Origin of the sequence: Myxococcus qinghaiensis, assembly GCF_024198215.1 — a bacterium.
GTDB classification, from domain to species: Bacteria; Myxococcota; Myxococcia; order Myxococcales; family Myxococcaceae; genus Myxococcus; species Myxococcus qinghaiensis.
Genome location: NZ_JAKCFA010000034.1, coordinates 63679 through 75552, shown reverse-complemented (window position 1 = coordinate 75552; position 11874 = coordinate 63679). Strand labels below are relative to the sequence as shown.

Here is an 11874-nt window from a genome sequence, read left to right as displayed (position 1 = left end):
CGGCCGCGAGCTCGGCACCTTCGTGAAACCTCATCGCTTCATGGCCTCTCGCGGCGCCAGCTCCGCGAGGGTGAAGCCTCACCGTTCCGAGGTCGCTCCCAGCATGCGCAGCGCCAGCTCCGCGTGGACATCCGCGAGCGTCTCCACGTCGAGCGCGCTGCGGGGGTCGTACCAATAGGGCAGGCGCACACCCATCGCGGAGATGGCTGCGGCGGTGACGCGGGGATGGGGCGGAGAAAAGCTCTTCTGCGCCACTCCGCGCTCGATGACCTCCGCCAGCAGCGCGGCGGACTTGTCCCGCAGGGCCACCGCCGGCGCGGCCAGCTCCGGCGTCAGCGCGTACAACTCCTCGTTCACCACCACCGCGAGCTGGGGGTGCATCGCGTGCGTGCGCGTGTGCGCGCGCACCAGCGCCTGGACCTGCTGCCTGGGCTCGGGCGCGGACTCCTTCAGCGCCGTCTGGAGCGCCTCGTGGTGGGCCTCATGGCCAATGCGCACCAGCTCCGCGAGCACGTGCTCCTTCGAGGAGAAGTGCGCGTACAGCGCGCTCGGCTGCAACTCCAACACCTTGGCCAGGTCCCGAATCGACGTGTCGTGGTAGCCGCGACTCGCGAAGAGCTGGAGGGCCGTCTCCAGGATGCGACGCCGGGTGCCATCCGACGGTGCTGACGGCGGAAGGCTCGCCGGCTGGGCGCGAAGCCGGGAGAGAGGGGGTGTGCTCATGTGGGTTTTGTTAAACGAACGTTCGTTCAGATAGGGTGGGCCTACGTCACTTCCGCGCCTGGGGTTCGAGGATGTCCACGTTGCAGCTCGAAGGCTTCACTCTCCACTACGAAGAGTCGGGGCGGGGCATTCCGGTGTTGCTGCTTCACGGGCTCGGCTCCTCTGGAATCGACTGGGAGCTCGTGACGCCACGGCTGGCGAGCGCTTATCGCGTCGTCGTCCCGGATGCGCGGGGCCATGGGCGCAGCGGTCGGCCGGCGGGTGCGTATGGGGTGCCGCTCTTCGCGAAGGACGTGGCCGCGCTCTGCGACGCGCTGGGTTTGAAGCAGGTGCACGTCATCGGCCTGTCGATGGGCGGGATGATGGGCTTCCAACTCGCGGTGGACCGGCCGGACCTGGTGCGCAGCCTGGTCATCGTCAACAGCGGCCCGGAGCTCGTCGCCCGCACGGCGCGCCGCAAGTTCGACTTCGCGCTGCGGCTCTTCCTCCTGCGCTTCCTGGGGCCCAAGGCCCTGGCCAAGGTGCTGGCGCCCAAGCTGTTCCCCAAGCCGGAGCAGGAAGCGCTGCGCCAGCGCGCCATCGCCACGTTCTCCGCCAATGACCCGGATGCGTACCTGCGCTCGACGCGGGGGCTCTTGGGCTGGAGCGTCATGGCGCGGCTGAAGGACATCACCTGTCCGGTGCTCGTGCTCCACTCCGAGCGCGACTACACGCCCCGGTCCGCGAAGCAGGCCTATGTCGACCTGCTGTCCCACGCGCGGCTCCAGGTCCTGGCGGACTCCGGCCATGCCGCTCCGCTGGACCAGCCCGGTCCGCTCACCGACGCCGTGGAGGACTTCCTCCGCGCCGTCGACAGCGATGCACCCGGCAGCTCGCTCGGCGCCTGAGCCGAGCCGCGAACCCGAGCTCCACAACCCAGGAGGCTGGACGATGTCGATGCATCGACGTGGTGTCGCACTCTCGCGGTCGCTGTTCCTGCTCACGATGTGGCTGGTGCTCTCCACGGGAGCCCCCGCGTACGCCGGCTCGTGGGTCCATGGCAACTATGTGGGCGCCTGGGGAGCCCGGGGCTACCAGCTCTGGGTCCCCACCGGCTACCAACCGGGGACACCGCGCCCCCTGCTGGTGGCGCTACACGGCTGTCTCCAGAACCCGGACCAGTTCGCGGGCCTGACGCGCCTGAACGAGAAGGCCGATGCCGAAGGCTTCCTCGTCCTCTATCCAAACCAGGCGACGTTCGTGAACGCGACGCAGTGCTGGAACTTCATGCTCGGCAACAACCAGGAGCGCGGCACGGGCGAGCCTTCGCTCATCGTCGGCATGGTGGATTTGATGAAGCAGCGCTACTCGGTGGACGCGCGCCGCGTGTACGTGGGCGGCGTGTCCGCGGGTGGCGTGCTCACGACGACGCTGATGTCCTGCTACTCGGACGTGTTCGCCGCGGGCATGGTGGGCGCGGGCGCCATGTACAAGGCGGCGACGACGGTGTCGGGCACGGCCTTCGCCATGCTCTTCGGCAGCATCTACTCGCCGGACGACAAGGGGAGGGACGCGTGGGTCTGCTCGGGCCGGCCGCGTCGCACGGTGCCGGTGCTCGTGGTGCACGGCACCGAGGACAGCGTCGTCAACCCGCTCAACGGTGAGCAGGCGGTGAAGCAGTTCCTCCAGACGAGCGACTACGGCGATGACGGCGTGGCCAATGACAGCATCAAGGGCACGCCGACGAGCACGAGGACCTTGAGCGTCCCCGGTGGCCGCACCTACGTCGTGAAGGACTACGTCTACGGCGGTGAGCTGGTGGCTCAGAAGTACGAGATTCGCGGCATGGACCACGCGTGGCCGGGAGGCAATGCGAGCTATCCCTTCGCCGACCCCGCCGGTCCCGACGCCACCACGTTCATGTGGGACTTCTTCAAGCAGCACGCGCTCGACCTGCCGTAGCCATTGCTTCCACCCGCGCTCCTCGCTGCTGGAAGGGGAGCGCGGGCTGTTCCGCATCAGTGCTGGTGGCCGAAGCGCACCGTGACGTTCGGGTGCGCGGCGGCGAAGGCGCGCAGCTTCTTGAAGCTGTCCACGCCGCGCGGTCCGTCAGCGGTGAAGGTGCCCGGCTCCACGTCGTGCTCCCAGCCCCAGCGGGTGTGGCTGGCGTCGCCCGTGAGCAGCACGGGGCCCTTCGTCGAGCGCACCAGGTATGCGGTGCTGCCCGGCGTGTGGCCCGGCACCCAGAGCGCCCACACGGAGCCGTCGCCGAAGATGTCCACCGCGCCTTCGAAGAGGCCGCTCGCCTCGGCGGCGTAGGTCCACTCGGACAGCGCGGCCTTGCCCGCCAGCGCGCGGTCCGTGTTGGGCTTGAGCAGCACGTTGAGGAAGGCACGGGCCTCCGCCTCGCCCGGGCCGGTGTAGACGGGCGTGCCCGCGGGCACGTCCGCCATGCCGGTGACGTGGTCCAGGTGCAGGTGCGTGAGGAAGACGCCGGCCAGGGGCTGAGGCTGCTTCGCGAGCCACTCGCCCAGCGGCTGGTGCACCTTGAGCTTCTCCAGCTTCATGGCGCTGGCGACGATGCCCTGCATGGCCGCCTTCTCCGGCGCGTCGCGCAGGGCTGTCTCGATGCCCGTGTCGACGATGAAGAGCCCCTTCGTCGGGTGGCGCAGCGCGTGGAAGAAGACCTGGATGGGCTCGTCCCCGTCCTCCAGCTTCGCCGCCTTCGCGGTGGGGTGCTTCAGGTTGATGAGGCCACTGCGGTCCACGGCCCAGTCGGAGGACGCCACGGACTCCAGCTCCACGGGGCCGGGCTGGTCCAACACCGCGAGCAGGTCATTCACGGGCCGCGCCGCGCCGAGCGAGGACGGCTGGTGGGGGTGTGAGGTGGTCGCCACGCCGACGACTCCCAGGACGACGGCACCGAGGACGGCGGCGGACAGGACGGCGAGGCTGATGCGCTTGGCGTTCTTCATGGGTGCCAAGGTACCGATACGCGGGTGCATGGAAAATGGCCATTTTGGTATGAAGCCATCCGAATATGGATATTCCCTGGGATGACGCCCGCCTGTTCCTGGCCATCGCGGAGACGGGCAGCTTCAGCGCGGCGGCGAAGCGGCTGCGCATCGGCCAGCCGACGGTGAGTCGCAGGCTGGCGGCGCTGGAGTACGAGGTGGGGGCGAAGCTGTTCCGGCGGAGCGTGGACGGCGCGACGCTGACGTCCGCGGGAGAGCGGCTGCTCCCCGCCACCCGGAAGATGGCGGAGTGGGCCGGAGAGCTTCAGCGCGCCGCCGAGTCCGCGGACTCGTCTCCGCAAGGACTGGTGCGCGTGACGGCGAGCCCCTTCGTGAGCTTCGACTTCCTGGCGCCCTTCGCGGGCCATGTGGCGCGCAAGCATCCGGGGCTGCGGCTGGAGGTGCAGTCGTCGGTGAACTACGCGGACCTGGGGCGCGGGGAGGCGGACCTCGCGCTGCGCACGAAGTCCACGCGGCACGCGGACCTGACCCGCGTGTACACGCTGGAGGTGGAGACGGGGGTCTTCGTCTCCAAGGCGCTCAAGGCGACGCTGCCGAAGCGGCCGACGCTCCAGGAGCTGCCGTGGGTGGCGTGGGCTCCGCCGTTCGAGGCGATGCCGCCCAATCCCCAGCTCGAGTCGCTCATCCCGAACTTCGCCCCCGTCTTCACCGCCGACAACTTCCTGGTGCTGCTGGCGGCGGCGGAGGCGGGCGTGGGTGCGATTGCGCTGGCGAATACCCCGCACCGCTTCAGTCAGCAGCGGGAGCGAAACCTGGTGCCGCTCGATGTCGACCTGGGGCCGTACAAGAAGAGCCAGCTCCACCTCATCTGCGCGAAGTCGGCGCTGGACATCCCTCGCGTGCGCAAGGTGTCGGAGCTGCTGGTGGAGGAGTTTGAGCGCGCGAAGCCTCGCTGACCTCGCGCGCTCGTTGAAGCAGTCGGTTACGGCATGGGAGGCAGGCCGCCGTCCCAGCCCGGCGGAGGGCCACCGGGGCCGCCGTCGCCGCCCGGCGGAGGACCGCCCGGACCACCACCGCCTCCTCCGCCGCCTGGAATCTGGCACTGCGCGGTGTCGAGCGAGGAGCGGATGATGAGCGTCTTCCACGCGAGCATGGCGCCGTCCGCCTGGCGCGAGGTCTGGAAGAGGTAGTTGCCCACGGACTCGGCGGAGACGACGTTGTCGTTGGCGTTCGTCGTGTCTCGCGGTCCGCGCGTGTTGTAGAGCGGCTGGTGGTTGATGACGTCGTCGTTGAGCGTGTCGTCGAAGAAGAGCTGGGACGTCACGTACTCCGCGTCGCCCACGCGAATGGTGAAGTGGATGTGGACGGTGCGGCTGTTGTACCAGCCGGGGAAGCAGGTATCGAAGTCCGCGCGGCCGTCCGCGTCCGTTGGTTGCACCCCTCGGAACCACCGGGCGGACGTGGCCGTCGGGTCGTCCCCGGTGCAGAAGGTGCTCGCGTCCTCACCTGAGTAGAGGCCCTCGGGAGCGGCGTGCCAGATGTCGACGGAGGCGCCCTGGATGGGCTCGCACGCCTCGTTCAGCACGCGGAAGGCGAGCCGCACGGGCAGGCCGTCGTGGCCCTCGCTGATGTCCTTGCGGACGAGGGTCTCCGCGTAGCAGGGCCCCAGGGTGGCGGCGCAGGTGAGGGCGCAGGTGGTGCCGCTGTCGTCGGTGAAGGGGTTGGCGTAGTCGCCCGTCATGGCCGCGGTGCCGCCGGTGGCCCAGTCGGTGGCGGCCGTGCCGGAGTCGGGGTTGGTTCCCGAGTCGGAGTCACCCTCGGTGTTCGGAGTGCCCGAGTCATCCGGGCCGCAGGCGAGGACCTGTACCAGCGGTATCGCCGCCAGCGTCAGGCCCATGCCGCGCAGCACCCTCCGGCGGGACATCACCGAGGTGAGGGTGCCCTTCCTGTCGTGGTCGCTCATCGCGAGTCCTCTCCTTGGGCCGGTGCGAGTTGGGAGGGGCCGGTCCATGTCGCCCGTGTTCTTGGGGCCGAGAATCGCTATACCCAGGGAGTTCTTAAGCAGACCTTACGTGGCACCCAGGGAGACCGGCCGCATGACGACACTCAAGGGGAAGACGCTTTTCATCACCGGGGCCAGCCGAGGAATCGGCAAGGCGATTGCCCTCCGAGCGGCGCGCGACGGCGCCAACATCGTCATCGCCGCGAAGACGACGGAGCCGCACCCCAAGCTGCCGGGCACCATCTACACGGCGGCGGAGGAAATCGAGAAGGCGGGCGGACGGGCGCTCCCCTTCGCGGTGGACATCCGCGACGAGAAGCAGATCGCCGCGGCGGTGGAGAAGGCGGTGGAGACGTTCGGCGGCATCGACATCCTCATCAACAACGCGAGCGCCATCAGCCTCACCGGCACGGAAGACACGCCGATGAAGCGCTATGACCTGATGCACGGCATCAACACGCGCGGAACGTTCGCCTGCTCGCAGGCCTGCATTCCGCACCTCAAGCGCTCCAGCAATCCGCACATCCTCAACAACTCGCCGCCGCTGAACATGGAGGCGCGCTGGTTCTCGCCGCACGTCGCGTACACGATGGCGAAGTACGGCATGAGCATGTGCGTGCTGGGGATGGCGGACGAGCTGCGCTCGGAGGGAATCGCGGTGAATGCGCTGTGGCCGCGCACGGTCATCGCGACGGCGGCGGTGCAGAACCTGCTGGGCGGAGAAGAGACGATTCGCGGCAGCCGCACGCCGGACATCATGGCCGACGCGGCGTACGCCATCCTCACCAAGCCGAGCAAGAGCTTCACCGGCAACTTCTGCATCGACGAGGACGTCCTGCGCGCGGACGGCGTGACGGACTTCGACAAGTATCAATCCGTGCCCGGCGCGGAGCTGTTCCCCGACTACTTCATCTGAGCGCGAGGAGTTGGTACGGCCCATGCTTCCGGTGCGGAGGCGTGGGCCGTGCGTCGAGTCCTCCGGCATGGGCCCAAGGCGAGGAGGTTGGGGAGATGGCGTGGGAGTCCGAGCGGAGTGTGTTGTCGGGTGTCGCGAGGAGTCGCCTGGATGAGCGGTGACGCCAAACAGGGAGGCCCCGGTCCAGGAGAGTTCCTGGTCTACGTGGGCGATGACGGTGTCTCGAAGGTGCACGTGCGGCTCGCCGAGGGCACCGTCTGGCTGACCCAGAAGCAGCTGGCCGAGCTCTTCGGCAAGGACGTGCGGACGGTCAACGAGCATCTCCAGAACATCCACGAGGAGGGAGAACTCGACCCGGCGGCAACCCTCCGGAAATTCCGGATAGTTCAAACCGAGGGCACCCGGGAAGTCGCGAGGCTGGTGGAGCACTGCTGCCTGCCCGCGATTCTCGCGGTCGGCTACCGGGTCCGCTCCACCCAGGGAACGCGGTTCCGGCAGTGGGCCACGGCCCTTCTAGATGAGTACCTGGTGAAGGGCTTCGTGCTCGACGATGCCCGGCTCCAAGCCGCCCCTCAGTTGGGGGCGGACTACTTCGACGAACTCCTGGAGCGGATCCGGGAGATTCGAGCGTCGGAGCGGAGATTCTATCAAAAGCTGACCGACATCTATGCTCAGTGCAGCGTCGACTATGACGCTCAATCAGAAATCACCCAGACGTTCTACGCGACGGTGCAGAACAAGCTTCACTGGGCCATTCATGGGCACACGGCGGCCGAGCTGATTCGTGAGCGGGCCGACGCGGGGCAGCCCCACATGGGACTCGCGACTTGGAAGAACGCCCCCGAAGGCCCCATCCGGAAGTCAGATGTGACGGTGGCGAAGAACTACCTCACGGAGCCCGAGCTGCGAGAACTCAGTCGCGTCGTCACGATGTATCTGGACTACGCGGAGGACCAGGCCCGACGACGGCGCCCGATGACAATGGAGAGCTGGGTGGCGAAGCTGGATGGCTTCCTGCAATTCAACGAGCGCGATGTCCTGTCTCACGCGGGGCGGGTCAGTCACGAGCTGGCGACGGCTCATGCGGAGTCCGAGTTTGACAGGTATCGCGAGACTCAGCGGAAGCTGGAGTCGAGCCTGCCGACCTCCGACTTCGACCGGGCCGTGGAGAAGGCGAAGCAGCTTGAGTCCAGGGCCCGGGGCCGAGGCAAGAAGTCGTGAGTCGGTTGCTCCGCTGACGGCGAGCCCGCCTGCCCTGGGGTGTGCCGGACCACCGGTAAAATGTTCGGGAGAAGAGGGTCCCTGCCGAGGTGATTGCGTGCTTGTGGACGCGACACTAGAAGCCCAGGTCACTTCCATTTTTCCAACGAGCCCAGATGTCCTCCGCGTCGGACCTTCTCACACCGCGAAACACTGGCTTCCAGGAGGGCCTCCTCGGAGGAGGCGGCGAGATGGCGGAGCTGGTCCGTACCAAGGACTGGTCCGCGACGCCGCTCGGCCCCCTCGCGGGGTGGCCCACCAGCTTGAAGACCATGGTGGGCGTGGTGCTGGGCAACCGCTTCCCCATGCTCCTCTGGTGGGGACCCCAGATGCTCCAAATCTACAACGACGGCTACCGGCCCGTGCTCGGCCTGAAACACCCGGGCTCGCTCGGCGCTCCCGCCGCCACCATGTGGGCCGAAATCTGGGACGTCATCGGCCCCATGGCCCAGGGCGTGTTGAATGGCGGCCCCGCGACGTGGAGCGAGCACCTCCAGCTCTTCATCAACAGCCGGGGCTTCATCGAGGAGACCTTCCACACCTTCTCCTATAGCCCCGTGTACGACGAGGCGGACCAGGTCGGCGGCGTCCTGGTGACGGTGCAGGAGACCACCCCCCAGGTGCAGGACCACCGCCAGCTCAAGATGCTGGGAGAGCTGGCCACCAGCTCCGCCGCCGCGAAGACCGCCGAGGCGGCCTGTCAGACGGCCGCCAGCATCTTCTCGGGCTACGACGAAGACCTGCCCTTCACGCTGCTCTACCTGCTCTCCGACGATGCCACCGAGGTCCGCTGCGTTGGCTCCAGCGGCCTGGACGGCTACGCGGGCCCCGCGAAGCCCGAGCGCGCTCCCTTCCCCCTGTCCCTGGATGCGCCCGACGCGTGGCCCTTCGCCGAGGCGGCGCGCACCGGCAAGGAGGTCCTCGTCGAGGACCTGGCCGCTCGCTTCGGGGAGCTGCCCCAGGGCCGCTGGGGCACGGCGCCGACTCGCGCGGTGGTGCTGCCGCTGGCGCGCTCGGGACAGGCCCACCCGTATGGCTTCCTCGTGGCCGGCGTCAGCCCGCGCCGCATCCTGGATGACCGCTACCTGGGCCTCTTCCGCCTCACCGCGGACCCGGTGGTGACGGCCATCGCCAATGCCCGCGCCTACGATGAGGAGCGCCAGCGCGCCGAGGCCCTCGCGGCCATCGACCGCTCGAAGACGGCCTTCTTCAACAACGTCAGCCACGAGTTCCGCACGCCGTTGACGCTGATGCTCGGCCCCACCGAGGACGCGCTGGCCTCGCCCTCGCGCACCCTCTCCGGTGAGGAACTGGAGACCGTTCATCGCAACTCGCAGCGGCTCTTGAAGCTGGTCAACTCGCTGCTCGACTTCTCCCGCCTGGAGGCGGGGCGCATCCAGGCCCGGTACGAGCCGGTGGACCTCTCCACCCTCACCGCGGGCCTGGCGAGCGCCTTCCGCTCCGCGATGGACCGCGCGGGCCTGCGCTTCGAGGTCGACTGCGCGCCGCTGCCCGAGGCCATCTACGTCGACCAGGACATGTGGGAGAAGATTGTCCTCAACCTCCTTTCCAATGCGCTGAAGTTCACCTTCGAGGGCACCGTCCGCATCTCCCAGCGGTGGGTGCAGGGTCAGGTCGAGCTCCAGGTCTCCGACACGGGCATCGGCATCCCCGAGGAGGAGCTGCCCCGCGTCTTCGAGCGCTTCCACCGCGTCCAGGGCGCGCGGGCCCGCACGCACGAGGGCTCCGGCATCGGCCTGGCGCTCGTGCACGAGCTGGTCCGCCTCCACGGCGGCGCGCTGGCCGTGACGAGCAAGGAGGGCGAGGGGACGACCTTCACCTTGCGCATCCCTTCCGGCGCGGACCACCTGCCCAAGGACCATGTCGGCGCGCGCGACTCGCGGTCCGTCACGGCGCAGGGCGCCGCGCCCTATGTGAACGAGGCGCTGCGCTGGCTGCCGGGCGGGCTGGAGGTGAAATCGCTGGAGCTGGGGGCCGAGGTGCCCGAGCTGGAGAACGTGGCCAAGGGCGCGCGCATCCTCCTGGCGGACGACAACGCCGACATGCGCGCGTACCTGACGTCGCTCTTGTCGCGGACCTGGGAGGTGGAGGCGGTGGCGGACGGCCTCGCGGCCCTGGAGTCCGCGCGCGCCCGGCCCCCGGACCTGGTGTTGACGGACGTGATGATGCCGGGGCTGGATGGCTTTGGCCTGCTGCGCGAGCTGCGCGCCGACGAGCGCACGCGGCGAGTCCCCGTCACCATCCTCTCCGCGCGAGCCGGCGAGGAAGCGCGCATCGAGGGGCTGCGCGCTGGCGTCGACGACTACCTGGTGAAGCCCTTCTCCGCCCGGGAGCTGCTGGCACGGGTGGAGACGCAGCTCACCAAGGCGCGATTGCAGTCCATCCAGGAGGCCCATGCGCGGCTCCTGACGCGCGTCTTCACCTACGCCCCGGTGGGAATCTGCATCCTGCGCGGGCCCGAGCACGTCTTCGAGTTCGCCAATGCGAACTACCTGCGGCTCGTCGCCAACCGCCCTGTCGTCGGCCAGCCCATCGCGAAGGCGCTGCCGGAGCTGCAGGGCCAGGGCATCTTCGAGCTGCTGGACAAGGTCATCGCCACGGGCGAGCCGTACATCGGCCGCTCGGTGCGATTGATGATGGTGTCCGGTGAGGCGGGGCCTCCGCGCGAGGTGTTCTTCGACTTCGTCTACCAGCCGATGCTGGATGACGAGGGCCGGGTGGACTCCATCGTCGTCGTGGCCTTCGACGTGACGGACCTGTCCAACGCGCGCCGCGAGGCGGAGTCCGCCAGCCGCGCCAAGGACGAGTTCCTGGCGATGCTCGGCCATGAGCTGCGCAACCCGCTGGCGCCCATCCTCACCGCGCTCCAGTTGATGCGGCTGCGCGGCGGCGACGGCGCGGAGCGCGAGCGCACCGTCATCGAGCGACAGGTGCACCACCTGGTGCGTCTGGTGGACGACCTGCTCGACGTGTCCCGTGTGACGCGTGGCAAGGTCGTCCTGCGCCGCGAGCGCGTGGAGCTGGCGGAGGTGGTGGCGAAGGCCATCGAGCAGGCCAGTCCGCTCCTGGAGCAACGCGGCCAACACCTGTCCGTGGAGGTGCCCCGCCACGGCCTGCTGCTGGACGCGGACGCGACGCGCCTGGGGCAGGTGTTCTCCAACCTCCTCACGAACGCCGCGAAGTACACGGAGCCCGGAGGGAGCATCACCATCACCGGCGCGCGCGAGGGTGACGAAGTCGTGGCCTCCGTGAGCGACAACGGCAGCGGCATCACCCCGGAGATGCTGCCGCGCATCTTCGACCTGTTCTTCCAGGAGCGGCAGGAGCTGGACCGCTCGCAGGGCGGGCTGGGGCTGGGACTCGCGATTGCCCGGAGCCTGGCGAACCAGCATGACGGCACCATCCAGGCCCACAGCGATGGCCGGGGCCAGGGCAGCACCTTCACCGTGCGCCTGCCCGCGGTGGAGACGCAGCTCACCGTGGCGAGAGAAGCCCCCGAGAGCGAGGAGGAGGTGCGGGAGTCCGCGCCGGTGCCGCACCGGGTGTTGATTGTCGATGACAACCGCGACGCGGCTGACGTGCTGGCCGAGGCGCTGGACATGCTCGGCTGCGAGACGCGCGTCACCTACGACGGCCCGAGCGCGCTCCAGGTGGCGCCGTCCTTCCGCCCGGAGCTGGCGCTGCTGGACATCGGCCTTCCTGTCATGGATGGCTACGAGCTGGCGCGCAATCTGCGCACCCAGCGGCCGGAGGGAGGGCTCCAGCTGGTGGCGGTGACCGGCTACGGCCAGGAGTCAGACCGGCAGCGCTCGAAGGAGGCGGGCTTCGACGCGCACCTGGTGAAGCCCATCGACTTCGCGGCGCTGGGCGCGCTGCTCAAGCGCCTGGGTTCGAGCCCCTCGAACTGACGCACCCCGCCGAGCGCGCGACGGGGCCCGGCGTCGGCTATGCTGGGAAGCCTCCGCATGGCCCTGGAGGGGCACGGCGCGCGCCGCCTC

The 11874-nt window shown here is 69.1% G+C and carries 9 protein-coding genes; 6 read left to right on the top strand and 3 right to left on the bottom strand.

Going from position 1 to position 11874, the window contains the following annotated elements; all coding sequences use genetic code 11:
- Positions 1 to 78: 78 nt before the first annotated feature.
- Positions 79 to 723 (bottom strand): TetR/AcrR family transcriptional regulator, encoded by a 645-nt coding sequence (locus tag LZ199_RS41535; protein WP_253999348.1) that lies wholly within the window; start codon positions 721 to 723, stop codon positions 79 to 81.
- A gap of 71 nt (positions 724 to 794) precedes the next feature.
- Between LZ199_RS41535 and LZ199_RS41530 the strand changes: the two genes are divergently transcribed.
- Together LZ199_RS41530 and LZ199_RS41525 are read left to right on the top strand one after the other, a co-directional pair.
- Complete coding sequence (locus LZ199_RS41530; RefSeq protein WP_253999347.1) at positions 795 to 1610, top strand: alpha/beta fold hydrolase; 816 nt, start codon at positions 795 to 797, stop codon at positions 1608 to 1610.
- A 49-nt stretch (positions 1611 to 1659) separates the two neighbouring features.
- On the top strand, positions 1660 to 2664 hold the full coding sequence (locus LZ199_RS41525; protein WP_253999346.1) for an extracellular catalytic domain type 1 short-chain-length polyhydroxyalkanoate depolymerase: 1005 nt from the start codon (positions 1660 to 1662) through the stop codon (positions 2662 to 2664).
- Between the two features lie 56 nt (positions 2665 to 2720).
- On the opposite strand, the gene LZ199_RS41520 is transcribed toward LZ199_RS41525, so the two are convergent.
- Positions 2721 to 3677, bottom strand: coding sequence for an MBL fold metallo-hydrolase (locus LZ199_RS41520; protein WP_253999345.1), 957 nt, complete (start codon positions 3675 to 3677; stop codon positions 2721 to 2723).
- Positions 3678 to 3742: 65 nt separating this feature from the next.
- On the opposite strand from LZ199_RS41520, the gene LZ199_RS41515 reads away from it, so the two are divergent.
- On the top strand, positions 3743 to 4633 hold the full coding sequence (locus tag LZ199_RS41515; RefSeq protein WP_253999344.1) for a LysR family transcriptional regulator: 891 nt from the start codon (positions 3743 to 3745) through the stop codon (positions 4631 to 4633).
- Positions 4634 to 4659: 26 nt separating this feature from the next.
- Here the strand turns inward: LZ199_RS41515 and LZ199_RS41510 are convergent, their stop codons facing one another.
- Positions 4660 to 5640, bottom strand: a complete 981-nt coding sequence (locus LZ199_RS41510; RefSeq protein WP_253999343.1) for a dioxygenase family protein — start codon at positions 5638 to 5640, stop codon at positions 4660 to 4662.
- 133 nt (positions 5641 to 5773) lie between these two features.
- Here LZ199_RS41510 and LZ199_RS41505 point away from each other — a divergent pair, with 133 nt between their 5' ends.
- From LZ199_RS41505 to LZ199_RS41495, 3 genes are all read left to right on the top strand, one after another.
- Complete coding sequence (locus LZ199_RS41505; RefSeq protein ID WP_253999342.1) at positions 5774 to 6595, top strand: SDR family oxidoreductase; 822 nt, start codon at positions 5774 to 5776, stop codon at positions 6593 to 6595.
- Positions 6596 to 6745: 150 nt separating this feature from the next.
- Positions 6746 to 7816 carry a virulence RhuM family protein gene (locus LZ199_RS41500; RefSeq protein WP_253999341.1) on the top strand — a complete coding sequence of 357 codons (1071 nt, stop codon included), beginning with the start codon at positions 6746 to 6748 and terminating at the stop codon, positions 7814 to 7816.
- Between the two features lie 230 nt (positions 7817 to 8046).
- A complete protein-coding gene (locus LZ199_RS41495; protein WP_253999340.1) occupies positions 8047 to 11784 on the top strand; it encodes an ATP-binding protein in 3738 nt (1245 codons plus the stop codon).
- Positions 11785 to 11874 lie beyond the last annotated feature (90 nt).